Origin of the sequence: Streptomyces sp. 2P-4 (assembly GCF_030167965.1) — a bacterium.
GTDB classification, from domain to species: Bacteria; Actinomycetota; Actinomycetes; order Streptomycetales; family Streptomycetaceae; genus Streptomyces; species Streptomyces globosus_A.
In genome coordinates, this window is the sequence record NZ_CP095011.1 from 561,052 (window position 1) to 585,852 (window position 24,801).

The 24,801-nt window shown below is 73.6% G+C and carries 25 protein-coding genes; 18 read left to right on the forward strand and 7 right to left on the reverse strand.

Annotated features, from left to right (window positions below; genetic code table 11):
• The first annotated feature begins 28 nt into the window (after window positions 1-28).
• The 10 genes from MUK52_RS02560 to MUK52_RS02605 all read left to right on the forward strand — a co-directional run bounded on the left by MUK52_RS02560 (window position 29) and on the right by MUK52_RS02605 (window position 10,242).
• On the forward strand, window positions 29-1,198 hold the full coding sequence (locus MUK52_RS02560) for a 4Fe-4S dicluster domain-containing protein (protein ID WP_284574395.1): 1,170 nt from the start codon (window positions 29-31) through the stop codon (window positions 1,196-1,198).
• Window positions 1,195-1,671 carry a cyclic nucleotide-binding domain-containing protein gene (locus MUK52_RS02565; RefSeq protein WP_114055447.1) on the forward strand — a complete coding sequence of 159 codons (477 nt, stop codon included), beginning with the start codon at window positions 1,195-1,197 and terminating at the stop codon, window positions 1,669-1,671. Before MUK52_RS02560 ends, MUK52_RS02565 begins: the two co-directional genes overlap by 4 nt.
• Complete coding sequence (locus MUK52_RS02570) at window positions 1,668-2,474, forward strand: FAD/NAD(P)-binding protein (protein WP_114055446.1); 807 nt, start codon at window positions 1,668-1,670, stop codon at window positions 2,472-2,474. Before MUK52_RS02565 ends, MUK52_RS02570 begins: the two co-directional genes overlap by 4 nt.
• A gap of 3 nt (window positions 2,475-2,477) precedes the next feature.
• Window positions 2,478-3,296, forward strand: a complete 819-nt coding sequence (locus MUK52_RS02575) for an NADH-quinone oxidoreductase subunit B family protein (RefSeq protein WP_114055445.1) — start codon at window positions 2,478-2,480, stop codon at window positions 3,294-3,296.
• The gene (locus tag MUK52_RS02580) at window positions 3,293-4,690 is read left to right on the forward strand and encodes a Ni/Fe hydrogenase subunit alpha (RefSeq protein WP_284574398.1); all 1,398 of its coding nucleotides are present in this window, start codon (window positions 3,293-3,295) and stop codon (window positions 4,688-4,690) included. Before MUK52_RS02575 ends, MUK52_RS02580 begins: the two co-directional genes overlap by 4 nt.
• Window positions 4,691-4,815: 125 nt before the next feature.
• The gene (gene acsA, locus MUK52_RS02585) at window positions 4,816-6,609 is read left to right on the forward strand and encodes an acetate--CoA ligase (protein WP_284574399.1); all 1,794 of its coding nucleotides are present in this window, start codon (window positions 4,816-4,818) and stop codon (window positions 6,607-6,609) included.
• Between the two features lie 145 nt (window positions 6,610-6,754).
• Window positions 6,755-7,687 carry a pyruvate dehydrogenase (acetyl-transferring) E1 component subunit alpha gene (gene pdhA / locus MUK52_RS02590; protein ID WP_502963614.1) on the forward strand — a complete coding sequence of 311 codons (933 nt, stop codon included), beginning with the start codon at window positions 6,755-6,757 and terminating at the stop codon, window positions 7,685-7,687.
• Window positions 7,687-8,685 (forward strand): alpha-ketoacid dehydrogenase subunit beta, encoded by a 999-nt coding sequence (locus tag MUK52_RS02595; RefSeq protein WP_114055442.1) that lies wholly within the window; start codon window positions 7,687-7,689, stop codon window positions 8,683-8,685. Before pdhA ends, MUK52_RS02595 begins: the two co-directional genes overlap by 1 nt.
• A gap of 1 nt (window position 8,686) precedes the next feature.
• Window positions 8,687-9,979 carry a dihydrolipoamide acetyltransferase family protein gene (locus MUK52_RS02600; protein WP_114055441.1) on the forward strand — a complete coding sequence of 431 codons (1,293 nt, stop codon included), beginning with the start codon at window positions 8,687-8,689 and terminating at the stop codon, window positions 9,977-9,979.
• Window positions 9,980-10,011: 32 nt separating this feature from the next.
• Window positions 10,012-10,242, forward strand: coding sequence for an acyl carrier protein (locus MUK52_RS02605; protein ID WP_284574402.1), 231 nt, complete (start codon window positions 10,012-10,014; stop codon window positions 10,240-10,242).
• A 72-nt stretch (window positions 10,243-10,314) separates the two neighbouring features.
• Here MUK52_RS02605 and MUK52_RS02610 read toward each other — a convergent pair whose 3' ends face one another.
• A complete protein-coding gene (locus MUK52_RS02610; RefSeq protein ID WP_114055439.1) occupies window positions 10,315-10,764 on the reverse strand; it encodes an Hsp20/alpha crystallin family protein in 450 nt (149 codons plus the stop codon).
• A 366-nt stretch (window positions 10,765-11,130) separates the two neighbouring features.
• Between MUK52_RS02610 and MUK52_RS02615 the strand changes: the two genes are divergently transcribed.
• From MUK52_RS02615 to MUK52_RS02635, 5 genes are all read left to right on the forward strand, one after another.
• The gene (locus tag MUK52_RS02615) at window positions 11,131-12,114 is read left to right on the forward strand and encodes a 1-phosphofructokinase family hexose kinase (protein ID WP_284574404.1); all 984 of its coding nucleotides are present in this window, start codon (window positions 11,131-11,133) and stop codon (window positions 12,112-12,114) included.
• 208 nt (window positions 12,115-12,322) lie between these two features.
• A complete protein-coding gene (locus MUK52_RS02620; RefSeq protein ID WP_114058641.1) occupies window positions 12,323-12,967 on the forward strand; it encodes a CBS domain-containing protein in 645 nt (214 codons plus the stop codon).
• Window positions 12,968-13,065: 98 nt separating this feature from the next.
• On the forward strand, window positions 13,066-13,782 hold the full coding sequence (locus MUK52_RS02625; protein ID WP_114058640.1) for a response regulator: 717 nt from the start codon (window positions 13,066-13,068) through the stop codon (window positions 13,780-13,782).
• A gap of 94 nt (window positions 13,783-13,876) precedes the next feature.
• Complete coding sequence (locus tag MUK52_RS02630) at window positions 13,877-14,536, forward strand: CBS domain-containing protein (protein ID WP_114055437.1); 660 nt, start codon at window positions 13,877-13,879, stop codon at window positions 14,534-14,536.
• Between the two features lie 63 nt (window positions 14,537-14,599).
• On the forward strand, window positions 14,600-15,091 hold the full coding sequence (locus MUK52_RS02635) for a CBS domain-containing protein (protein WP_114055436.1): 492 nt from the start codon (window positions 14,600-14,602) through the stop codon (window positions 15,089-15,091).
• Between the two features lie 158 nt (window positions 15,092-15,249).
• On the opposite strand, the gene MUK52_RS02640 is transcribed toward MUK52_RS02635, so the two are convergent.
• On the reverse strand, window positions 15,250-15,765 hold the full coding sequence (locus MUK52_RS02640) for a flavodoxin domain-containing protein (RefSeq protein WP_114055435.1): 516 nt from the start codon (window positions 15,763-15,765) through the stop codon (window positions 15,250-15,252).
• A 211-nt stretch (window positions 15,766-15,976) separates the two neighbouring features.
• Between MUK52_RS02640 and MUK52_RS02645 the strand changes: the two genes are divergently transcribed.
• Window positions 15,977-17,359: a nicotinate phosphoribosyltransferase gene (locus MUK52_RS02645; RefSeq protein ID WP_284574407.1), complete on the forward strand. Its 1,383-nt coding sequence runs from the start codon at window positions 15,977-15,979 to the stop codon at window positions 17,357-17,359.
• Between the two features lie 54 nt (window positions 17,360-17,413).
• On the opposite strand, the gene MUK52_RS02650 is transcribed toward MUK52_RS02645, so the two are convergent.
• From MUK52_RS02650 to MUK52_RS02670, 5 genes are all read right to left on the reverse strand, one after another.
• Window positions 17,414-18,115 carry a helix-turn-helix domain-containing protein gene (locus MUK52_RS02650; RefSeq protein WP_114055433.1) on the reverse strand — a complete coding sequence of 234 codons (702 nt, stop codon included), beginning with the start codon at window positions 18,113-18,115 and terminating at the stop codon, window positions 17,414-17,416.
• A gap of 172 nt (window positions 18,116-18,287) precedes the next feature.
• Window positions 18,288-18,554: a DUF1918 domain-containing protein gene (locus MUK52_RS02655; RefSeq protein WP_114055432.1), complete on the reverse strand. Its 267-nt coding sequence runs from the start codon at window positions 18,552-18,554 to the stop codon at window positions 18,288-18,290.
• Between the two features lie 2 nt (window positions 18,555-18,556).
• Window positions 18,557-21,157 (reverse strand): cation-translocating P-type ATPase, encoded by a 2,601-nt coding sequence (locus tag MUK52_RS02660; RefSeq protein ID WP_284574410.1) that lies wholly within the window; start codon window positions 21,155-21,157, stop codon window positions 18,557-18,559.
• A gap of 10 nt (window positions 21,158-21,167) precedes the next feature.
• Complete coding sequence (locus tag MUK52_RS02665; protein ID WP_114055430.1) at window positions 21,168-22,031, reverse strand: universal stress protein; 864 nt, start codon at window positions 22,029-22,031, stop codon at window positions 21,168-21,170.
• Window positions 22,028-22,936: a universal stress protein gene (locus MUK52_RS02670; protein ID WP_114055429.1), complete on the reverse strand. Its 909-nt coding sequence runs from the start codon at window positions 22,934-22,936 to the stop codon at window positions 22,028-22,030. Before MUK52_RS02670 ends, MUK52_RS02665 begins: the two co-directional genes overlap by 4 nt.
• A gap of 261 nt (window positions 22,937-23,197) precedes the next feature.
• Between MUK52_RS02670 and MUK52_RS02675 the strand changes: the two genes are divergently transcribed.
• A complete protein-coding gene (locus tag MUK52_RS02675; protein WP_284574415.1) occupies window positions 23,198-23,866 on the forward strand; it encodes a CBS domain-containing protein in 669 nt (222 codons plus the stop codon).
• A 31-nt stretch (window positions 23,867-23,897) separates the two neighbouring features.
• Complete coding sequence (locus MUK52_RS02680) at window positions 23,898-24,776, forward strand: universal stress protein (protein ID WP_284574417.1); 879 nt, start codon at window positions 23,898-23,900, stop codon at window positions 24,774-24,776.
• Window positions 24,777-24,801 lie beyond the last annotated feature (25 nt).

Genomic DNA, 24,801 nt, shown 5'->3' on the forward strand with positions numbered 1-24,801 from the left:
GCCGCGGTTATTGGAGAGAGGGCAGGCCATGAGCGACCCCGAAGAAGTCGGCCGGGTTGCGGGCGGCCCCGCCGAGGCGGTGCTGGACCGGGCCGGCCTCGAAGCTCTCGTACAGGTCCTCAGGCGCCGCGGCCGCACGGTGATCGGCCCGACCGTACGGGACGCGGCGATCGTCCTCGACGAGCTGGAGTCCGCCGCCGAGCTGCCCTACGGGTGGGGGGTGGAGCTGGAGGCGGGGCGGTACCGGGTCCGCCGGCGTGAGGACGGGGCCGCTTTCGCGCACAGCGCGGGTCCCCAGTCGTGGAAGTCGTTCCTGCACCCCGAGCGGGTGCGCCAGTGGTCCGCGGACCGGGAGCCCGGCGGCGGGCTGACCGTGCGCGAGGAGGAGCAGGAAAGCGCCGCCTACGCGTTCCTCGGCGTGCGCCCCTGCGATCTGCGCGCCATCCGGATCCTGGACCGGGTGATGTCCGGCGGCCGGTACCGCGATCCCGCCTACCTGTCCCGGCGGACGGGCGCCTTCCTCATCGCCGTCGAGTGCACGGAGCCCGGGGCCACGTGCTTCTGCGTCTCGATGGGCACGGGACCGGCCGCGGACGCCGGCTACGACCTCGCTCTCACCGAGGTGGTGGACGGCGCCGGCCACCGCTTCCTGTGCCGGAGCGGGACCGGGGAGGGAGCCTCGGTCCTCGCGGAGATTCCCCGCAGCGCCGCCGACGACGCCACGCGTACCGCCGCGGCCGACGGCGTGCGCCGGGCCGCCGAGCACATGGGCCGCTCCATGCCGCCGGTGGACCTGCGCACGCTCATGCGGGACACGCTGGAGGCCGACCGCTGGGACGACGTCACGGCCCGCTGCCTGAGCTGCGGCAACTGCACCATGGTCTGCCCCACGTGCTTCTGCACCACCACCGAGGACGTGACCGACCTGACCGGCGACCACGCCGAGCGGTGGCGCCGCTGGGACTCCTGCTACGACCTCGACTTCTCGCTGCTGCACGGCGGCCCGGTCCGGGCGACCCCCCGCAGCCGCTACCGGCAGTGGCTCACCCACAAGCTGGGCACCTGGCACGACCAGTTCGACAGTTCCGGCTGTGTCGGCTGCGGCCGCTGCATCGTCTGGTGCCCCACGGGCATCGACCTCACCGAGGAGGCCCACGCCCTGCACCGGGAGGCCACAGGGCAGGAGGGCACGCCATGACCGCAGATCCGGACGCCGCCGGCGGGGACGGGCTGCTCGACGCTCTCCCGGCAGAGGAGCGCGCCCAGCTGATGGCCCTGGCCCGCGACACCGTCCTGCCGGCCGGCACCCGGGTCTTCGAAGAGGGCGGGGAAGCGGACCGCTTCTGGGTCCTCCGCTCGGGCACGGTCGCGCTGGACATCCAGGTGCCCGGCCGGGGACGCGCGGTCGTCGAGACCATCGGCCCGGGCGGCCTGCTCGGCTGGTCGTGGTTGTGCCCGCCCCGGCAGTGGCACCTCGGCGCCGAGACCCGGGAGCCGACCCGCGCCTGGACGTTCGACGCCGCGGCGGTACGCGACCTCTGCGCGGCACGGCCCGTGCTGGGGCTGGCGCTGGTCACCCTCGTCGCCGAGACCATCGGAGAACGGCTCAGGGCCACACGCACCCGGCTGCTCGACCTGTACCGGACCCCCGAGAGCGGGCGCACGCCATGACCCTGTCCCCGCTCCCCCACCGGGTGGCGGACCGCCGGGAGGAGACCCGCGACACGGTCACCCTCACCCTGGAGCCGGTCGGCGAGCCCCTGGCCCCCTTCGCACCGGGCCGGTTCGCGATGGTGTACGCGTTCGGCGTCGGAGAGATCCCCGTGTCCGTGTCCCGTATCCCCGGCGGCCGGCGGCTGGCGCACACCGTACGGGCCGTCGGTGCCGTCTCCCGCGCGCTGTGCGACCTGGGGCCCGGCGCACAGGTCGGGGTCCGCGGGCCGTTCGGCACCGCATGGGACACCGCGGCCGCCCGAGGCGGGGACGTGCTCGTCGTCGCCGGAGGCATCGGCCTCGCCCCGCTGCGCCCCCTCATCCATGCCGTGCTGGCAGAGCCGGACGCGTACGGCCGGCTGAGCGTCCTCGCCGGCGCCAGATCCCCCGGCGACCTGCTGTACGCGGACGAGTTCCCCGGGTGGCGCCGGCCGTTCGCGGCCGTCACCGTCGACCGCCCCTGCGACGACTGGACCGGCAGGGTCGGTGTGGTCACCGCGCTGCTCGCCGAGGCCCGGTTCACCGCGGCGGACACGACCGCCTTCGTGTGCGGCCCCGAGGTCATGATCCGCGCGACCGCGCGCGCCCTGCTCCACCGCGGAGTGCCTCCGGCCCGCATCCAGGTCTCCCTTGAGCGCAACATGCGCTGTGCCACGGGCCACTGCGGCCACTGCCAGCTCGGGCCGCTGCTGCTGTGCCGCGACGGCCCGGTCGTCGGCTACGACCGAGCCGCTCCCCTGCTGGCCATCCGGGAACTGTGAGGCATGACGACCCCCGACGCACACCCCCAGCCCGCCGCCCGGCCCCGCCTGGGCGTCTTCAAGTTCGCCTCCTGCGACGGCTGTCAGCTGACCCTCCTCGACTGCGAGGACGAACTGCTCGGCATCGCCGCCGAACTGGAGATCGCCCATTTCGCGGAGGCGTCCAGCGATGCCGCACCGGGGCCGTACGACCTCGTGCTCGTCGAAGGCTCCATCAGCACGCCCGAGCACCTGGACCGCATCCGGCGCGTCCGCGCCGACTCCCGCCACCTCGTCACGATCGGCGCCTGCGCCACGGCAGGGGGCGTCCAGGCACTGCGCAACCACGCCGACGTGGACGAGTACCTCGCGACCGTCTACGCCCGACCCGACTACATCGCGACCCTCGCCACCTCCACGCCCGTCTCCGCCCACGTGCCCGTCGACTTCGAGCTGCGCGGCTGCCCCATCGACCGCGGCCAGCTCCTGGAGGTGATCACCGCGTTCCTCGCAGGACGCAGACCCGGCATCCCGAACCACAGCGTCTGCTTCGCCTGCAAGCGCCGCGGCAACGTCTGCGTCACCGTCGCCCACGGCACACCCTGCCTCGGGCCCGTCACGCACGCCGGCTGCGGAGCGCTGTGCCCGACCTACGGGCGCGGCTGCTACGGCTGCTTCGGACCGGCCGGAACGACCAACCTTCCGGCGCTCGTCCCGCTCCTGCACCGTGACGGCATGAGCGAGGAGGACGTCGGGAGGTTCCTGCACACCTTCAACACGGCCGCGTTCGCCGCCGTGGAGGAGCAGGGGCCCGGTGTGACGGGTGCGGAAGGAGCCGAATGACGGAGTCCACGCCGCGGTCCCGGACCCTGCGCATCCCCGCCCTCACCCGCGTCGAGGGCGAAACGGCGCTCCACCTGCGGATCCATGACGGCACCGTCCTGGAAACACGCCTGGCGATCTACGAGCCGCCGCGGTTCTTCGAGGCGTTCCTCCGCGGCAGGGCCCACACGGAGCCCCCCGATCTCACGTCCCGCATCTGCGGGATCTGCCCCGTCGCCTACCAGATGAGTGCCTGCCGGGCCGTCGAGGACGCGTGCGGCGTCGCCGTCGGCGGGCAACTGGCCGCTCTCCGCCGCCTGCTGTACTGCGGGGAGTGGATCGAGAGCCAGACCCTGCACATCCACCTGCTGCACGCTCCGGACTTCCTCGGCCACGACGACGTGATCGGCCTGTCGCGCGCCCACCGCGGGCACGTCGAGCGCGGTCTGCGCCTGAAGCAGACGGGCAACGCGGTGGTCGAGCTGCTCGGAGGCCGGGCGATCCACCCCGTCAACGTCCGCCTCGGCGGCTTCCACCGCACCCCCACGGCCGCGGAGCTGCGGCCGCTCGCGGTCCGGTTGCGCGGAGCCCTCGACGACGCCTGGGACACGGTCCGCTGGGTCGGCGGGTTCGACTTCCCCGACGCCGAATGCGACGCCGACTTCCTCGCCCTCGCCGAGGCCGGCACCTACGCCATCGAGTCCGGCGTCCCCACCGTCATCCGGTACGACGAGCCGTTCGCGCGGCGCACGTTCCCCCTGCGGGACTTCTGCGACCACGTCGCAGAAGCTCAGGTCCCGCACTCCACGGCCCTGCACTCCCGGCTGGACGGACGCAGGCACCTCACCGGCTCGCTCGCCCGCTGGGCCGTGAGCGGTCACCTCCTCTCCCCGACGGCCCTGGAGGCGGCCCGGGAGGCCGGGCTGGGCGACCCTCCGGCGCCGCCGGGAGCAGGAGGCACCGGGCGCGGCAGCGCCTGCCGGAACCCGTACCGCAGCATCCTCGTCCGTGCGGTGGAGGTCCTGTACGCCGTGGAGGAGGCGCTGCGCATCATCGGGGCGTACGAGCCGCCGCCCCACCCGTACGTGGAGGTCCCCGCCCGGGCCGGCACCGGACACGGGGCCACGGAAGCACCCCGCGGCCTGCTGTACCACCGCTATGCGCTCGACGACGGCGGCCGCGTCACCGACGCACGCCTCGTTCCGCCGACCGCGCAGAACCAGGGCGCCATCGAGGAGGACCTGCGCCGGATCGTCCAGGCCGGGGTCGACCGCGGAGAGGAATCCGAGGCCGGGCTCACCCGGCTGTGCGAGCGGGCCGTCCGCAACCACGACCCCTGCATCTCGTGCTCCGCCCACTTCCTGGAACTCGACATCGAGCGGACGCCGGGGAGCGGCGGGCCCGTGGAGGGGTGAGTGTGCGCGCCGGCAGGGCCCGAGCGGTCCCCACGCGGACCCGTTCGGCCCTCCCCCGGCGGGCCGCATCCGAAGGATGGTGGTGTCGCACCTCCACCAGGCCTCGTGGTGGGCGAGGAGCCGTCATGACCTACCCGATCATCACCAAGGAGCGCCACCCGGACGACACCTGGCGGCTCCCGGACTACGAGCAGGCCCGCGCCGCGTTCACCTGGGGCGAGGCCCGGACGTGGCTGAGCGGTCTGCCGGACGGCGGCGGCCTGAACATGGGTTTCGAGGCGGTCGACCGGCATGTCGAGGCCGGGCACGGCGCGTGGGAGGCGCTGCGGTGCGTCGCCGCCGACGACTCCGTCACCGGCGTGAGCTACGCGGACCTCGCCGCCGAGACGTCCCGTTTCGCCAACGTCCTCGCCGGCCTGGGAACGGCCCCGCAGGACCGCGTCTTCACTCTGCTGGGCCGGCGCCGGGAGCTGTACACCGCCGCTCTGGGCACGCTCCGTGCCGGACGGGTGCTGTGCCCGCTCTTCTCGGCGTTCGGCCCGGAGCCGGTGCGGCAGCGTATGGCGCTCGGCGACGCCCGGGTCCTGGTGACCACCGAGGCCCTGTACCGGCGCAAGGTCGAGGCGATCCGCCCGCTGCTTCCCGGCCTGGCCCACGTGCTGCTGGTCGGCGCCGTCACCGACCCGCCGGAGGGCACCCGTGTGCTCGAACACCTCATGGCGCAGGCGTCACCGGTGTTCACGGTGCCGCCCACCGACCCCGAGGACATGGCCCTGCTGCACTTCACGAGCGGGACGACCGGCACGCCCAAGGGTGCGGTGCACGTCCACGACGCGGTCGTGGCCCACCATGCCACGGCGGCCTTCGCCCTGGATGTCGGCCCGCGGGACGTGTACTGGTGTACGGCCGACCCGGGCTGGGTGACGGGCACCTCGTACGGGATCATCGCCCCGCTCACGCACGGTGCCACGCTGGTGGTGGACGAGGGCGAGTTCGACGTGCACCGCTGGTACCGGATCCTCGACACGCAGGACGTCGCGGTCTGGTACACGGCTCCCACGGCGATCCGGATGCTGATGCGGGCCACGCCGCGGGGCGGCGACCGCAGCCTTCCCGGCCCGTACGACCTCTCCGCACTGCGCTTCATCGCCAGCGTCGGCGAACCCCTCAACCCCGAAGCCGTGGTCTGGGGGCAGGAGGTGCTGGGCCTCCCCGTGCACGACAACTGGTGGCAGACCGAGACCGGCGCCATCATGATCGCCAACTACGCCTCCAGCGACATCCGCCCCGGCTCCATGGGGCGTCCCCTCCCCGGCGTGCACGCGGCCATCCTGGAACGGGGGCAGGACGGACGGGCGGCGGTCACCGACGGGCACGTGCGGCAGGTGAGCCGTCCGGGCGTGGAGGGCGAACTGGCACTCCGCCCGGGCTGGCCCTCGATGTTCCGGGGCTACCTGAACGACCGCGCGCGGTACGAGGCCTGCTTCGTCGACGGCTGGTACCTCACGGGTGATCTGGCGAAGCGGGACCGGGACGGGTGGTTCTGGTTCGTGGGGCGGGCCGACGATGTGATCAAGTCCGCCGGTCACCTCATCGGCCCCTTCGAGGTCGAAAGCGCGCTGATGGAGCATCCGGCCGTGGCCGAGGCCGGGGTGATCGGCCGCCCGGACCCGGTCGTGGGGGCCGTGGTCAAGGCCTTCGTCTCCCTGCGGCCCGGCTATGAGGCGGCGGACGCGCTGAAACGCGAACTGCTCGCGTTCGCCAGGCAGCGGCTCGGGCCCGCGGTGGCCCCGCGTGAGATCGATTTCGATCAGAACCTCCCGAAGACCCGCAGCGGCAAGGTGATGCGCCGCCTGCTGCGGGCCCGTGAACTCGGTCTGCCCGAGGGCGATCTGTCGACCCTGGAAAGTCCTGCGTGAGCTGCTCGTGAGGAAGGGCCCTGCCATGAACGCCACCGCGAGGAGTGCCCCCGGCCCGAAGCGTCCCGGCAGTCGCCGGCCGCGCCCGGCCGGGGACGGCGAGCACCGCCCGCAACGTGACGACCAGCTGGTGCTGCTGCGGCAGATGCTGCTGATCCGCCGCTTCGAGGAGCGCTGCGTCGAGCTCTACAGCGCGGCGAAGATCCGCGGGTTCGTGCACCTGTACATCGGTGAGGAGGCGGTCGCCGTCGGTGTCGGCCAGGCCCTGCGCGAGGAGGACGCCGTCGTGTCCACCTACCGCGAGCACGGCCACGCCCTCGCGCGGGGCGTACCGGCCGAGGCGGTGATGGCGGAGATGTTCGGCAAGGCCACCGGGTGCAGCCGCGGCCGCGGCGGGTCCATGCACCTGTTCGACGCGGGGAGGCGCTTCTACGGCGGCAACGCCATCGTCGCCGGCGGGCTGCCGCTGGCCGCGGGCCTGGCCCTCGCGGATCGGATGCGCGGTGCCGAACGCGTGACGTGCTGCTTCTTCGGCGACGGGGCCTACGCGGAGGGCGAGTTCCACGAGACGGCCAACCTCGCGGCCCTGTGGCAGCTGCCGCTCCTGCTGGTCTGCGAGAACAACCTGTACGCCATGGGGACCAGTCTGGCGCGGGAACACGCGCAGACGAACCTGGCGATGCGCGCCGCGTCGTACGGTATGCCCGCCTGGACCGTCGACGGCATGGACGTGCTGGCCGTCGAGGCCGCCGCACGGCGGGCGGCGGAGTCGGTGCGGGCAGGCGGAGGCCCGCACTTCCTCGAGGCACGGACGTACCGCTTCCGCGCCCACTCCATGTACGACCCGGACCGCTACCGCGACAAGGAGGAGGTGGCCCGGTGGAAGACGCGTGACCCGCTGGACGGCCTGGAGGGGGCGATGCGAACCGCCGGATCCCTGGACGACGGGGTGATGAAACAGCTGGAGGAGGACGTGGCCACCGAAATCGACGCCGCCGTACGCGCCGCGGAAGCCGCCCCCCGCGAACCGGTCTCGGATCTTCTGCGGTTCGTGACGAGCGTCCCCGGGAGGGTGTGATGAACGCGACCCGGGCTGCCGATACCGCCCGCACGACGTACCGGGAGGCCCTCCGTGCAGCGCTGCGCGAGGCGCTGCGCGGCGATGACCGGGTCTTTCTCATGGGCGAGGACGTCGGCCGGTACGGCGGCTGCTTCGGAGTGAGCCTGGGACTGCTGGAGGAGTTCGGACCCGACAGGATCCGGGACACCCCGCTGTCGGAGTCCGCTTTCGTGGGGGCCGGCATCGGTGCCGCGCTGGGCGGGATGCGTCCCGTCGTCGAGATCATGACCGTGAACTTCAGCCTGCTCGCCCTCGACCAGATCATGAACAACGCGGCCACCCTGCTGCACATGTCGGGCGGGCAGCTGAACGTTCCGATCGTGATCCGTATGACGACGGGGGCGGGCCGACAGCTCGCCGCCCAGCACTCCCACAGCCTGGAGAGCTGGTACGCCCACATCCCGGGCCTCCGGGTACTCACCCCCGCCACCGTGGACGACGCCCGGCACATGCTGGCCGCGGCGCTCGACGACCCCGACCCCGTCGTGCTCTTCGAGCACGGGAGCCTCTACAACGAGGAGGGCGTGCTGGACGCCGCGACCGACTCCGTCGGCCTCGACTCGGCGGCGGTGCGCCGGCCCGGCGCGGACGTCTCCGTGATCACGTACGGCGGGTCGCTGCCGAAGGCCCTGGCCGCGGCGGAGGAGCTCTCGGGGGACGGCGTCGACGTGGAGGTGGTGGACCTGCGGTCGCTGCGCCCCCTGGACGACGCGACCGTGCTGGAGTCCGTGGCGCGCACCCACCGGGCCGTCATCGTCGACGAGGGCTGGCGCAGCGGCAGCATCTCGGGGGAGATCGCGGCCCGCATCGCCGAGCAGGCCTTCTACGACCTCGACGCGCCCGTCCAGCGGGTGTGCAGCCAGGAGGTGCCGATGCCGTACGCGAAGCAGTTGGAGGAGGCCGCCCTGCCCCAGCCGGCTTCCATCGTGGCGGCCGTCCGCCGGGCGGTGGCCTGACATGGGCGAGTTCACGATGCCGTCCCTCGGAGCCGACATGGACGAGGGCACCCTCGTGGAGTGGCTGGTCGCCGAGGGGGCCGAGGTCGCACGGGGCGACGTCGTCGCCGTGGTGGAGACGGCCAAGTCGACGATCGAGGTCGAGTGCTTCGAGTCGGGCACCGTCACGGAGCTTCTGGCCGAGCCGGGCACGACCGTGCCGGTGGGAACGCCCCTGGCCGTGATCAGCCCCGCGGCCTCCGGTCCCCCGGCCGTGGCGCCCGGGCCGGGCCCCGCGGCAGCAGCAGCCCCCGCCACACCCCTCGTACGGCACCAGGCGGCCGAGGAGGGAGTGGACCTCCAGGCGGTGCACGGCAGCGGCAGGGGCGGCCGGATCACCCGCGCGGACGTGTCGCGGGCCGCACACCCGGCGCCCGCGCGGATCGCGGCGTCACCGCTGGCCCGGCGGCTCGCCGTGTCCCTGGGCGTCGATCTCGCCGCCGTCAGGGGCACCGGCAGCCGCGGCGCGGTCAAGGCCGACGACGTCCGCGCGGCCGCCGGAAGCACCGGAGCCGCCGGCGAGGAGTCCGCACCCGGAGCCGCCGGCGGGGAGTCCGCACCCGCCGCGCCGGCCGGACGGGCAGCGCCGGCCGGTGATCGTGACCGTCTCGCCATCGCCCGTCTGATGGCCCGTGCCAAGCGGGAGATCCCCCACTACTACCTCTCGACGGTCATCGACCTGTCCGCGGCCCTGGAATGGATGCGCACCGAGAACAGCCGACGGACGGTTGCCGACCGCCTCGTCCCTGCTGCACTGCTGCTCAAAGCCGTCGCGCTGGCCGCACGCGAGGTGCCCGAACTGAACGGGCACTGGATCGGCGGCCGGTTCGTGCCCGCGACCGGCGTGCGCCTCGGCACGGCCGTGTCGCTGCGCGGCGGCGGGCTGGTGGCGCCCTCCCTGGCGGATGCCGACCGGCTGCCCCTGCCGGACCTGATGGCCGCGCTGAAGGACCTCGTCGCCCGGGCGCGGCACGGCAGGCTCCGCGCCTCGGAGACGGCGGACCCCACACTCACCGTGACGAACCTGGGCGACCAGGGCGTCGAAACGGTCTTCGGCGTGATCTACCCGCCCCAGGTCGCGATGGTCGGCCTCGGGCGGGTGACCGACCGCCCCGTCGCGGTCGACGGCATGCTCGCCGTCCACCCGACCGTCACCGCCACACTGTCCGCCGACCACCGGGCCAGCGACGGCGCGACCGGCTCCCGCTTCCTCACCACGCTCGACCGCCTGCTCCAGCACCCGGAGGACCTGTGACCCGCGACGAAGCCCTCGAGACGATCAGAAGCGTGATCGAGGAGGTCGTGCCCGGCGCCGACCTCTCCTCGGTGCCCCCTCACGCGAACTTCCGCGAGTACCTGGAGATGGACTCGCTTGACTTCCTCAACTTCGTCGAACTGCTCAGCGGCCGCACGGGGCTCGCCCTCCCGGAACAGGACTACGCGTCCCTCACCACTCTCGACAGGTGCGCGGACTACGTGGCCGAACAGACCCGGGGAACGGGCGGGGACCCGTCGTGAACAGCGGTGGGTGGCGCCGCACCTGCTGATGTGGTGCTCGGGTCCGCGTCCGGGTCCGGGTCCGTTCCGCGGCTACTCACCCGTCTCCTGCGGGGGACGCTTGACCGGGATGCTGCGACGGCCTGCGGGTGGCTCGGCCTCCATCGGGACGCGGACGGTGAGGATGCCGTCCTCGTACGCGGCCTCGACTCCTTCGGTGGGGATCTGGCCGGGCAGCCGGACACTCCGGCGGAAGGATCCGTAACGGAACTCCGAGTGGTCCTTGTCCTCCGTGCTCTCGGTGTGCTCGGCGCTGACGGTGAGCATGTCGCCGTCCACGGTGATCTCCACGTCCTTCTCGGGGTCCAGCCCCGGCATTTCGGCGCGGAGCGTGTACGTGCCGTCGGTCCTGGTCACCTCGATCGGGATCAGGTGGGTGCCGAGGGCCGGCCGCCACCCGGGGAAGCCCGGGAAGCCGGCTCCGAACCAGTCCGTGAGGTCGGGGAAGAGGCTGCGCCTCCGCTCCATCTGCGTGCCTGACATGGGGTGCTCCTGGATTCTCCGGCGCCGTCCGGCGGCGTCTCGTGCGTTCCTGCCTCCACTGTCGGCCTGCCCGCCCGCGGTCCGCTTGGGCCTGTCGGGGCAGGTGCGGGACCGATCGGCCCCGGTGTCGGGCACCGGGCGGGCGGTTCCGGTGCTCGCGGCCCCTGCCGGCGCCGATTCGGCCGGAGCCCGGAGTCCCTCCTGGCGTGAGACCGTCGAAGGGGGAGCCCGGTCAGACGGGTCGGAGACGTCCCTGTCCACGGAGGTGAGCGCGATGGCGCTTCCGTCACAGCCCAGGATCTGCGGGTCCGCCGAGCAGCAGGCGCCGCGGCCGCAGGCGGCCGGCGCGACGGCCGGGACTCCGTGATGAGCACGGGTGCGGGGCCGGACGCCTCGGCCGCAGGTCCGGACGTGGTCACCCTGACGCTGAATCCGACGGTCGACCTGTGCTGGGAGGTCGACCGTCTGGAGTACACCGGCAAGAACCGCGCGCGGGTCAGGTCGGTGGCCGCCGGGGGCGGGGGGATCAACGTCGCCCGTCACATCGCGCGGTTCGGAGCCCGTGCCACCGCCGTCCACACCGCCGGGGGCGAGGTCGGGCTGCGCCTCACGCGGCTGCTGGACGAGGAGGGCATGCACCACGTCGCCGTCGGCATCGCCGAGGACACCCGCGAGGCACTCGTGCTGTTCGAGACCGTGTCGCGCCGCAGCTGCCACGTCGTTCCCCCCGGCCCGCAACTCCGCGAGGGCGAGGGAGAGCGGTGCCTGGAAGCCCTGGAGCGGTTCCTCGGCGGGCGCCCGTACGTCGTGGCCAGCGGCAGCCTGCCCGGCGGCCTGCCCGACGACTACTACGCAACCGTCGCCCGCCTCGTCAGGGAAGCCGGAGCCCGGCTGGTCCTGGACACCTCCGGACCGGCACTGCGGGCGGGGCTCGCGGAGGGCGTGTTCCTGTTCAGGTGCAACCGGACAGAGGCGGAGAGCCTGACCGGCCGACCCGTCGACAGCTTCGACGACGCGCGGGCACTCAACGGGCACCTGCTCGCCACGGGAGCCGCCGAGATCGCCGTCACGACGCTCGGCGCGCTGGGCGCGGTGTGCTCGACCGGGAACGGCCACACCGAACTCCACGCGCCGCCGCTGCCCGGCGAACCCCTGAGCGATGCGGGAGCAGGAGACAGCATGGTCGCTGCCCTCACCGCGGAGCTGGCCGGCGGCGCCGATCCCGTCGGTGCCTGCACGCTGGGGGTGGCCACAGCCGCCGCGGCGATGCTCACCCCGAGCACCGAATCGTTCGACGTACGCGTGGCACGATCCCTGCGCGGACAGGTGCGGGCCGTCAGTCGTGGCTGATTCTCCCCCACAGGGCGCCGGAGGCCGGCGGCATCGGCCGCCCGGCAGCGTCCGCCGGGAGAGGGGGCCGATCGGGCCCTGCCCTGGCCCACAGGACCCGTGCGCGTCCACAGCTCCGGTGCTCAGATTGGAGGAGGGCCAACCCGACCTGCACGCGCCCCGGGGCGGCGGCAGGGCCCGCGACCGCATCACGGCGAAGGAGCCGGTCATGCCCGCATCCCGCTACACCGTCAGTGACGTCATGACGCACACCGCGATCGCCATCGGCCGCGAGGCGTCATACAAGGAGATAGTCGAACTGATGCAGGAATGGAAGGTGAGCGCTCTCCCCGTCCTGGAGGGAGAAGGCCGCGTCGTCGGTGTCGTCTCCGAGGCCGACCTGCTGCCCAAGGAGGAGTTCCGTCGGCAGGAGCCCCGCCTCCCGGACCAGTTGGAGGAGGCCTCCAAGGCCAGTGGCGTGCTCGCCGAGGACCTGATGTCGAGCCCGGCGGTCACCGTCCACCCGAGCGCCGCCATCGCCGAGGCGGCACGCATCATGGCCCGCAGGCACGTCAAGCGCCTGCCTGTGGTGAACGACGTCGGCATGCTCGAGGGCATCGTCAGCCGCAGCGACCTGCTGAAGGTCTTCCTGCGTCCGGACGGGGAGCTGGAGGAGGAGATCCGCCAGGCCGTGCTCACCGAACTCGCCCCGGACGTTCCCCTGGACTTCTCCGTCCAGGACGGTGTGGTCACCCTCCGAGGCCCGCTGCGCGACCGCGCTCTGGTCCCCCTCCTGGCACGGGCCATCCGGGCGGTCGAGGGGGTCGTCGACGTGCGCATGGAACTCGACGGGGCGGTGTCGACCCCCGCGTAGGCCGGCTCGGCGTCCCCCGACCCGAGATGCGCATCACCGTCCTGCTGAGACAATTCGGGTGGAAACCTGACTGGCGCGATGCGGATCGGGTGGCGGACATGTCCGACGTAGCGGGTGCCTCCGTCGAGGCGCCCATCAAGGTGTTCCTCCTCGACGACCACGAGGTGGTCCGCCGGGGCCTGCACGACCTCCTCGACGCCGAGCCGGACATTGCCGTCGTGGGCGAGGCGGGCACCGCCGAGCAGGCGCTGGCCCGCGGGCCTGCGCTGCGCCCGGACGTCGCCGTGCTCGACGTACGGCTGCCCGACGGCGACGGCATCACCGTCTGCCGGGACCTCCGCTCGAAGATGCCGGACCTGGCCTGCCTGATGCTGACGTCGTTCGACGACGAGGAAGCGCTGCTGGACGCCATCATGGCGGGCGCCGCAGGGTACGTACTCAAGCAGATCAAGGGGTCGGACCTCGTCTCGGCGGTACGGATGGTGGCCACCGGGCAGTCCATGCTCGACCCGGCCACCACCGCCCGGCTGATGCACTCCCTGCGCGACCCGGAGGCCGCCAAGGAGCCCGAGGACGCCCGGCTCGGCATGCTGTCCGAGCGGGAACGGGCGGTCCTGGAGCTGATCGGCGAGGGGCTCACCAACCGCCAGATCGCCAAGCAGCTGTACCTGTCCGAGAAGACCGTCAAGAACCACATCTCCCGGCTGCTGGGCAAGCTGGGCGTCGAACGGCGCGTGCAGGCGGCGGTGATCGCAGCGCAGGTCCACGACCAGGGGCACCAGGGGCACCAGGGCGAAAGCTCGCCGAGGGCCTGATCGCCACGCGGAGAGCCGCCTGCCTCCCCGGCGCCGCCTGCCGGTGCCGGCCTGACAAGGAGGCCCGTTCCGGGCTGCACGGAAGGAGAAGACGGTGAGGCACAGGGAAGTGGGCGAGCTGATGACGCGCGAGGTCGTCACGGTCTCTCCCGACACCACGTTCAAGGAGATCGTGCGGACCCTCGGCGCGCACGGGGTGTCCGCGGTGGCGGTCGTCGACCAGGCCGGCCATCCCCTCGGCGTGATCTCCGAGGGCGATCTGCTGCCGAAATCCGCCGACCAGGGGGACTGGTTCCGGTCGGTGCCACGCCCCGAGCCCTGGGAGAGCGACAAGGCTGCCGCCACGCGTGCGGAGGAGCTGATGTCCGCGCCTGCGGTCTGCGCACGTCCGGAGTGGACAGCGGCGGAGGCTGCCCGGCTCATGGAGAGCCAGCACGTCAAGCGGCTGGTGGTCGTCGACGACGCCGACGTCCTGGTGGGCATCGTCACGCGCGGCGACCTGCTGCGGATCTTCCTCCGCGACGACGACGCCATTCGCCACGAGATCACCGCGGACGTCCTCGACCGGACTCTGCACCTGGACCCGGCATCCGTGTCCGTCGAGGTGCTGGACGGCCAGGTGACCCTGCACGGCGTGGTGCGCTTCCGGAGTCTGGTCCCCGTCGTCGAGCGGCTGTGCCGCACCGTCGACGGCGTCGTCCGGGTCACGGAGCACCTCGCGTGGGATACGGATGACACCGGCGCGGGCCGCTGAGCCGCCCGGGGCGCGCGGCGTGAACACATCGGAGCCAGTGGACCAGTGGAGAGGAGCGGGACGATGAAGGTGTCCGCGTCCATGTCGGCGCCGGCGGTGTCCGTCACCGCCGCGACGACCATCGGTGAAGCGGCCCGCCACATGGACGTCCACGGCGTCGGCTGCCTGGCCGTGACCGAGGGCGGAGTCCTGCGCGGCCTCGTCACCGACCGCGACATCGCGGTGCGGGCGGTGGCCGCAGGGCTCGACCGCGACGATCCCGTCGCGGACGTGATGACCACTCCGGTGGTGACCCTCGACGCCGCCGACGACATCCACGTCGCGTACCGGACGTTCCGCAGCAGAGGCGTCCGGCGCCTTCCCGTCCTCGACGGGCAGCGCGTCGTGGGGATGCTGACCGTGGACGACCTGCTGATGGACGTCTTCCGGAGGGTGGCGGACCTTCTCGGCCCGGTCGCCTGGAGCGTCCTCGAAGAGCCTCCCGGGCCCCGGGACGAGATCGGCCCGCGCGCACCGGTGGACGGAAAGAGCCCGCCCGCTTCTCGCGGATCCTGATCGTGCGGTGCACGGCCGTCAGCCGCTTCTCCGCATCCTCACAGGGCTCCTTCCGTCACCTTCATCCCACCACAGGCAGCTGCTGTCCTCCAGGGCCGAACGGTCCCCTCTTGCGCCCCCGGACAGCCCTCGCGCCCGGCGGGCGGCGTGCAGGCCGTTCAGGCGGCCGCGTCGAGTTCGGCGCTGATGTGGTGGGCCCAGGTCTGGATCCGCTCGGGGTTGCGGAAGTCGCCCCCCTTGCCGTGACGGACCAGCGCCTTGGCCATGAGGCCGGGGGTGCTCGCGGTGATGCTTCCTCCGAAGGTGACGTGCTCGCGTGCGCCGAGCCGTTCCATCTGCTTGGCCACCGCCGGTACCGGCCGGATCTCGTGCTGCTCCGCGGAGCTGTCGACCGGGCCGCTGCTGAACAGGAAGACCGGGCGGTGCCTGAGGTAGTGCTCGTTGCGTTCCGCGCAGTGCCGGGCCTTGGCGCTCCAGCGGCCCGCGTACAGCGCTCCTCCCAGCACGACGGCGTCGAAGCCGCGGACGTCGTCCACGTCGTCCGCGGGGAGGACCACGGCGTCCAGGCCGTCCTCGCGGAGGGTCCTGCCGATCTCCGCCGCGATCCCGGCGGTCGCACCGTGCCTGGTCCCGTAGGCGACCAGGACCCTCTTGGCGGTCTGCCTGCCTGACATGGGGTGCTCCTAGGTCTCCGGCGCCGCGGGCCGGCGCGTTCGTTCGGGTCTGTCTCCACTGTCGTCCCGCAGCCGCCCGGCCCGCATGGGTCTCTCGGGGCAGGGAGGGGGCCGTTCGGCCCCGGCCCGGGAGCCGCAGGAGGGGCCGGTGCGCAGGGGCCCGCGCCTGCCGGCCAGGGCGGACCGCGACGGAAGGGAGCACGCTGGAGGCATGTCCCAGGTGACCACCACAGACCTGTACGAGATCACGATGGCGATGTCGTACCTGAACGAGGGTATGGCCGAGGACGCCACCTTCAGTCTCTTCGTACGGGAACTGCCGCCGGGGCGGGGGTTCCTCGTCGCCGCCGGTCTGGAGCCCGCCCTCGACTACCTGCACGAATTCGAGGTGACGCCGGACGACGCCCGCGTGTTCGCCGAGGCGCTGCACCGCCCGCCGGCGGACCTGGCTCCGCTGGTCGGCCTGCGGTTCGAGGGCGAGGTGCGTGCCGTCCCGGAGGGGCGGCTCGTCTTCGCCGGCGAGCCGCTTTTGGAGGTGACCGCTCCCCTCCCCCAGGCCCAGCTCGCCGAGACGTACCTGCTCAGCCTGGTCTGCCACCAGACGGCCGTCGCATCCAAGGCGGCGCGCTGCGTCATGGCCGCCCGCGGACGACCGGTGGTCGACTTCTCGCTGCGCCGGACCCACGGGCCGCAGGCCGGCTTCCAGGCCGCCCGGCTCGGAGGGATGGCGGGCTTCGCAGGAACCAGCAATGTCGATGCCGCGGTACGGCTGGGCCTGGCCGCCTCCGGCACCATGGCGCACTCGTACATCGAGGCGTTCGACTCGGAAGAGGATGCGTTCCGGGCCTTCGCGCGCACCCATCCCGGCCCGGTCACCCTGCTCGTCGACACCTACGACACCGGCCGGGGCGTGGCGACGGCGGCCGAGGTACTGGCCGGTCTGGGGCGCGGTCCGGGCTGCGCGATCCGCCTCGACAGCGGTGACCTCGGGGAGCTCGCGCACCGGTCCCGCGCGCAGCTGGACGCCGCGGGCCTGCCGGACGTGCGGATCATCGCCAGCGGAGGGCTGGACGAGTACGCGATCGACGACCTCATCCGGTCCGGGGCGCCGATCGACGTCTTCGCCGTCGGCACCCGCGTGGGCACCGCCGCGGACGCGCCCTATCTGGACGCCGCGTACAAGCTGGTGGCATACGACGGCCGGCCGGTGATGAAGCTGTCCTCGGCGAAGGCCACCGCCCCGGCGCCCAAACAGGTGTACCGGCGGCCCGGCGCGGCCGACGTGATCGCCCTCCGCGACGAGGACCCTCCCCCGGGCGGGGACCCAATGTTGCGCACGGTCATGAGGGACGGCCGGAGAACCGGACCGCCCGACTCGCTCACCGCCGCGCGCTCCCGCCTCGACGCCGATCTCGGCGCGGTGCCGGCCGGGGCCAGGCGCATCCGCGACCCGCAGGCGCCGGTGCCTGCGGTTTCGGAGCGGCTGTCCCGGCTGACGGAAGAAGTACGCGGACGACTGCTCGCGGAACTCGACGGCACGGGGACGGACGGCGGCACCGGCGGACAGCACCGTCCCGCGCCCCGTCGGCCGTGATGCCGGTGCGGCCGGCACCGGCAGCCCGCGTCCGAGCGGCCGCCGCCCGGGAGGTCAGGGGCTCACCACGCGGCGGCCGGTGATCCGGACCGGAGTGATCTTCATCCAGAGGCTGCGCGCTCCGTCCGCCCAGGGCACGAAGTTGGCCGCCGCAGCGCTGCGCTCGAGGTCTCGCGATGCGGCGACGGCCCTCGTGAGCTCTCCGACGGCCAGCACGCTCCACCCCCTGGCTGCGACCTCGTCGATCTGCTCGGCCTCGAAGGCGGCCTCGGTTCCCGCCGCGCGGGCCAGTACGGTGTCGGCACCGGTGCGGAACGCGATGCCGTCACCGGCGACGAGGTAGTTCACCGGGTGGACGGCAGGGCCGTCGGAGGCGAAGACGGCCACCCGCCCGATGCCCCGCACACCCAGGAGCCGCCGGCACTCGCCCTCGTCGAGCGGGACCAGTCGCCCGTCGATCGGCCTGTTCCGGGGGCCCGCCTCCCCGTCGGATCCGCCGGCGACGAGGCTGTCGACCGTGGTGCCGAGCGCCTGGGCGAGACGGACGAGGGTCCCGATCGCCGGGACCACGACGTGGTCCTCCACGCAGGCGAGGTAGTGCGCATCGACGCCGCAGCGCTCGCCCAGCTCCTCGCGCGTGAGATGGGCCGCGGCCCGGAGGGCCGCCACCCTGCGGCCCAGGGCTGTCCGCCCGGCCACGGCTCGTCCCCGGGAGCCGGGAGGCAGACCGGGCGCGGTGTAGTTGATCGTACTCATGACGCCATCGCTCCTCCGGCGGCTCGCCGGCCACCTCGTGCTGTGGTCGCTGGTACCACCAGACTGATCCCGGCCCCGGCCGATACGCATGGGCCGATCGGCCCCACCGAGCGGCCCGTGCGACCCTCCCCGCACGGCACGCGCGAGGCGAGTCCGAGGTCCCGCCCCGCGGCTACTGCTTCTCGGGGCTGCTGCCTGGGGCGGGGTGTGCCGTCGCTTCGTGCAGGTGGCGGACGTGGGCGTCCGGGCCCGGGAAGAACACGGACGTACGGCCGGTGTCGGACCAGCGGACGTCGTACGGAGGGGTTCCGTCGGCATGGTGGAGGGCGATGACCTCCCCGTCCCGGCCGGGCGTGCCGACGGTGGGGCCGCCCACGACGATCTGGTCGCCGACCTCGGCGTGGATGCCGGGTCCGTGTTCTGGCTCGTGAGTGTTCATGGTCATGCCTTTCTGCGGAATGCGCCGCGCAGCAGCCGGGCGGCGAGGAACGCCGCGAGAGCCGCAGCGGACGCGAGCCAGACTCCGGTCCAGCCGACCGGTTCGGTCTCCAGCAGCGACTGCAGTACGGGGACGTGCAGGGCGGCCATCGCCAGTGCGGCGGACCCGGCGACGGAGGCGGGGAGGAAGAGGTTCGCCCTGGTCAGGAGGCGGGCCCTGAGGCCGAGGGCCACGCCCAGCTGGGATCCGAGCAGGGCCAGGAAGAGCACGCTCTGCCAGGGCAGGTCCATGGCGTGGGCGGCGGTGCCCGCGAGGAGGCTGACCGCCGTCACGGCGGAGGCCAGGACGAGGAGGCGCTGCCACACTCCCGCGGCGAGGATGTGCTGTCCGGCAGGGCGGGGCGGGCGGTGCATGGCCTGCGGCGAGACGGGCTCCGCCCCCATGGCCACGCCCGTGAGGCCGTGGGTCAGGAGGTTGATCCAGAGGATCTGCCCCGCGCGGAGCGGCAGGGGCAGCCCGAGCAGCGGGCCGATCAGCATCACGAGGATCTCGGCTGCCCCGCCGGCCATGGCGTACACGAGGAAGCGGCGGATGTTGTCGTACACCCGGCGGCCCTCCTCGACAGCCGCCACCACGGTGGAGAGCTCGTCGTCCGTGAGGACGAGGTCGGCCGCCTGCCGGGCCACTTCCGTGCCCCGTGCCCCCATGGCCACGCCGATGTCCGCCTGCCGCAGGGCGGGGCCGTCGTTGACGCCGTCCCCGGTCATGGCGGTGACGGCTCCGCCGGCCCGCCAGGCGCGGACGATGTCCAGCTTCTGCTGGGGGTCGGTGCGGGCGAAGACCCGGACGGCGGTCAGGTCGGCGTCCCGGGAGGCAGCCAGCTCGGGGCCCGTGAGGACCTGCTCCGCGGGGCCGTCCCCGACGAGTCCGGTGCGGACCGCGATGGCGTGGGCCGTCGCCGGGTGGTCACCGGTGATCAGCACAGGGGTGATGCCGGCCGCCCGGCAGGCCGCCAGCGTGGTGGCGGCCGCGGCCTTCGGCGGGTCGCTGATCGCGATCAGGCCGAGCAGGCGCAGTCCGTGCTCTGCGTCGGCGGCGGGCAGGGGCTGCCACAGCCGCTCGGCGCCTGCCACGGCCAGGACGCGGAACCCCCGTGCGGCCAGTGCGGCAGCCTGTCGGCGGGCCCGTTCCAGCGCTTCGGGCGGCTCGGCGAGGACGGTCGGGGTCAGCACCGCCTCCGGTGCCCCCTTGAGGCAGACCAGTACGTTCCCGTCAGGCAGGTGGTGCAGGGTGGTCATGCGCTTGCGCAGGCTGTCGAAGGGTGCCTCGGCGATCCGGGGGCAGGCCCGGTGCAGTTCGGCCGGGCCGGGGCAGTCGGCCTTGGCGGCGGCTGCCAGCAGTGCGGCCTCCATGGGGTCGCCCACGGCCGTCCAGGTGTCCGGCGGTCCGGCCGCGGGCGGCTTGAGGGACGCGTCGTTGCACAGGGCCGCTGTGGTGAGCAGTTCCCGCAGCGGGCGGAGCTCCCGGGGTGTCAGGGAGCGCCCCGCGCGGGTCAGCTCGCCGTGGGGCTCGTACCCGGTGCCGGAGACGTCGGCGGCGCCGGCGGGCGTCCACAGGTGCTGGACGACCATGCGGCCTTCGGTGAGGGTGCCGGTCTTGTCCGTGGCCAGCACGCTCACCGAGCCCAGGGTCTCGACGGCGGGCAGGCGTCGGACGAGCGCCCCCCGGGCTGCCATCCGGCGGGCTCCGAGGGCGAGGGCGAGGGTGACCACCGCCGGAAGCGACTCGGGGACCGCGGCGACGGCGAGGCTGATGGCGGTGACGGCCATCGTGCCCGGCGCGAGGCCGCGCAGCAGGCCCAGGGCGAAGAAGAGCACGCAGAGGGCGATGGTGGCGGCGGCCAGGACGCGACCGAGGGAGGCGAGGCGCTTCTGGAGGGGAGTCGGCTCGTGGCCGCCGTCGAGCAGAGAGGCGATGCGGCCGAGGGCGCTCGCCGCACCGGTGGCCGTGGCGGTGGCGGTGCCCCGGCCGCGTACGACGACCGTTCCGGCGCTCACCGTGCCGTCCGGTGCCTTGTCGACGGGCTCGGATTCGCCGGTGAGCATCGATTCGTCCATCAGGAGCGCGGAGGCCTCGGTGAGGTCCGCGTCGGCGGCGACGATATCGCCCTCGCCCAGCAGGAGGGTGTCGCCCGGGACCACGAGCGCCGCCGGAACCTCGTGGGCCGCTCCGTCGCGCAGCACCCGGGCGTGCGGGGCGGACAGGGCGGAGAGCGCGGCGACGGCCCGGTCCGCACGGACCTCCTGGGTGACCCCCACGGTGGTGTTGACGACGATCACCAATCCGATGACGACGGCGTCCGGGTAGTCCCCGATCAGGATCGTCAGCAGGGCGGCACCGAGCAGCACCATGATCAGCGGATCGCGCAGCTGCGCCAGCACGCGCCGGTACAGGGGCGTGGGCCGGGGAGGGGAGACTTCGTTGCGGCCGTAGCGGACCAGCCGGCGTTCGGCCTCGGTCTGCGTCAGTCCTGCCCCGGCCTGCGTCGGCCCCGGCGGGACCGGGGCACGGACGGCCGTTGCGTCGACAGCGCGGCTGGTCATGGGGGCGGCCTCATCCGGTCGGGACGGTGATCACCGGGCAGTGGGCGCGGTGCAGGAGGCCGTGGACGACGGATCCGAGCCGCATGCCCGTGTAGCCGCCGCGCCCGCGGCGGCCGACCACGACGGCCAGGGCGTGCTCGGCTGCACGGGCCAGTTCCTCCACCGGGTGGCCTGTCGCCACCTCGTGGGTGACGTGCACATCCGGGTACTTCTCCGACAGTCCGGCGGTCGCTTCGGACACCAGGGCGCGCTGGGCGGGCGGTACGGCTTCCCCGTCGTTGCCCGTGGCCTGCGGCGGCTGCCACACGTGGACGGCCCGCAGGTCCGCACCCCGCAGGTCGGCCTCGTCGAAGGCGAACGCGAGCGCAGCCCGGGACGAGGCGCTGCCGTCGACGCCGACGACGAGGTACGGCGGCTGCCGGGTGACGTCCTCCGCGTCGCCCACGACGACGACGGGGCAGGGGGCCTGCGCGGTCACCGGGACCACGAGCGATCCGGCGCTGAACACCTCCGCGACCCGGCCGAGGTGCCGGGAGCCGAGCACGACCATGCGGGCCTGCCGGGCCATCCCGGCGATGACGGGGGCGGGGAAGCCGCCGTGCAGCTCACCGGCCACGACCAGCTCCGGATGGCGTGCCCGGACCCAGTCCCCGGCCTCCGCCAGTCTTTCGGTGCCGGCCCGTCGCAGGGCTGCCTGCCCTGGGGTGTCGTCGGCGCGGCGGGTGTCGTGCCGGGGCGGCACGGCGAGCACCAGGCGCAGCGGGAGGCGGCGCCGCTGGGCTTCGTCGGCAGCCCAGGCAAGGCAGAGGTGCCACGCACGGACCGGGTCGATGCCCACGAGGATGTCACGGGCGCCTTCCCGGGGGCCGGTCATGACCGGCCCCCGGCGCCGGTACCTGCTCGGGGGATGAGGAGTACGGGGCAGTGGGCGTGGTGCAGGACGCTGTGCGTGGCCCTGCCCAGGTTGCGGCCGAGGCCGAGCCGGGTGGGTGCCCTGCGGCCGCCCATGACGAGCAGGTCGGCGTGGCGGGACGCCTCGACCAGCGCCCCGGCCACGGAGGCGCTCTTCTCCGCGTCGCCCTCGACGGCCAGGTCGGGGAACTCCTTGTGGATCGTGTCCGTGACGGCATGCAGGGCTCCTGCGTGCTGCCCGGCAATCTCGTCGATGTCGTCGAGCATGGTCACCATGTTGCCGACGGACTGGAGCATGTTCCACACGTGCAGCAGCCGGAGCGAGGCCTTGCGCAGCTCTGCCTCCCGGGCGGCGTACCGGGCGCACACGAGGTCGTGGCCGTCGCGGACGGCCGCGAGGACGGTGCCGCGCTCCTCTGCCTCGTCGATGCCGCGGACCACGATGACGGGGTTCTCGGCGACCGCCGCGATGCCCATCCCGACGGAGCCGAGCATGAGGGCGTTGAAGCCCCCGAGGCCGCGGTGGCCCACGACGATCGTGCCGTGCAGCCCGCCGGCCCGGTGGAGGCTGGTGACGGCGTCGGTGCGGCTGAACTCGGTCGTCACGTGCAGACCGGGGTACTCGGCGCGCACGGCCTTCGCCGTGTCGTCCAGGAGTTCCCGCCCGGCGGCGCGGGTCTTCTCGATGGTCTCCGCCGACAGGTACAGGGCCTTGCCGTCGGTGTCCGCCCCGTGGACGAGGTGCAGGGGCCGGGCGCGGCGTGCGGCCTCGCCCGCGGCCCACAGGGCGGCGGCGCGCGCCTGCTCCGAGCCGTCCACGCCGACGATGACCGAGCTGGTGTCCGGGGTCCGGATGGTGCTTTCCACGGTTACTCCCAACCGAGAAGCGGATGGGGACACCCCTCAGGCTGACATCCGCGGTGCCGCGGGAAGAGGGCCGCCCGGGACCGGTGCCGGGGCCGAATGGTCCCCTCGTCCGGTCCCGTCCCGGTGCCGTATCCGGCCGTGGCCCCTCCGGCCCCGGGACGGGACCGTTCGGCCCTCGATCGCCGACGGGCTCCGGTGGATGGTGAGGGCAGACGCCGAGAGACGCCGGCCTCGCACGACCCGGCACACCAGGAGGGCCTCATGAAGCACATCAAGGTGGCGGACCTGATGACCGACGAGGTCGTGACCGTGACGCGGGACACCGCCTTCAAGGACGTCGCGAAGCTCCTGGCCCAGCACGACATCTCCGGAGTCCCGGTGCTGGACGACGAGGACCGGGTGGTGGGTGTCGTCTCGCAGACCGACCTGCTGGCCGGCCCGGCCCCGGACTCCCCTCTCGCTCCGCGGAACGGTACGCCGGCGCGGGCCCCCGTGGCCGGGGACGTCATGTCCGCGCCCGCGGTCACCGTCCGCGCCGAGGAGACAGCGGCCGACGCCGGCCGGCTGATGACCCGCCGCGGTGTCGAGCGTCTTCCCGTCGTGGACGTGGAGGACCGGCTGGTCGGCATCGTCACCCGTCGTGACCTGCTCCGCACGTTCCTGCGCCCGGACTCCGAGATACGCCGGCGCGTCACCGAGGAGGTGCTCTCGGACATCCTCGGTGTGCCGGCCGACGACGTCGACGTGCACGTGGTGGACGGGATCGTCACACTGGACGGGCATGTCGAACGCCGGAGCCAGCTGCACGCACTGCGCAGCCTCGTGGAGGGAATCGACGGGGTCGTCGCCGTGGCAGTACACGTCACCGCCCGCACCGACGACACGGACGCCGCGCACACCGGCCACTCACGCCACACGATGCAGTGGTGACGGCCCGGCGGACCGCACGAGGAGGTAGACCATGCCGAACCGCATCACCGTGGGTCTGGACGGGTCGGGCGCAGACCTCGCCTCGGCCGGCTGGGCGGCGAAGGAAGCCGAACTGCGCGGCGCCGACCTCGAGCTCCTCCACGTCGAGGACTGGCCGCAGAACGCGCCCTTCGCCATACCGCTCCCCGAATCCCGCCGGCAGTGGGGCGAGCAGCTCCTGGCCGACACCCGGGAGCGCCTGGCAGGGGAGCACCCTGCGCTGGCCATCAGCACCCGCCGGATCGACGGGGCTGCGGCGGCCGAAGCACTCGCGTCCGCCGCGGCGGACGCGGACCTCCTGGTGCTCGGATCGCGGCGGCTCGGCCCGATCGCCGGGTTCTTCGTGGGCTCCACCGGCTCGGACACCATCCCCAGGACCGAGACGCCCGTCGTCCTCGTACGCGCGGCGGAGGGCCGCGAGGCCCCGGCCGGCCGAGCGGGCGCGGAGGGGCCGGTGGTGCTCGGAGTGGACCTCCGCAGCAACTGCGACCGGCTGTTCGCCTTCGCCTGCGAGGAAGCCGAGCGGCGGTCCTGTCCGCTGGTCGTCATCCACGGCTGGTCACCGCCGCCGATGTTCGCCTACGCCCCCGCCCTCGACCCCGGCGTCGAGGGGGAGATCGCCGAGGGGCTGGAGGCCACGCTCAGGGGGATGCTCGGTCCTTGGCGGTTGAAGTACCCCCGTCTCGCGGTGGACTCACGCGCCGTCATCGGCCAGCCGGCCGTGCAGATCCTGGAGGCGGCATCCGGTGCGGCCCTGGTCGTCGTCGGCCGGCGCATCCGCCGCTTGGCACTCGGCACCCACATCGGCCCCATCACCCACGCGGTGATGCACCACGCCACCGCACCCGTCGCCGTCGTGGCGCACGACTGAGGACGGACGGCCCGGGCACGGGCCC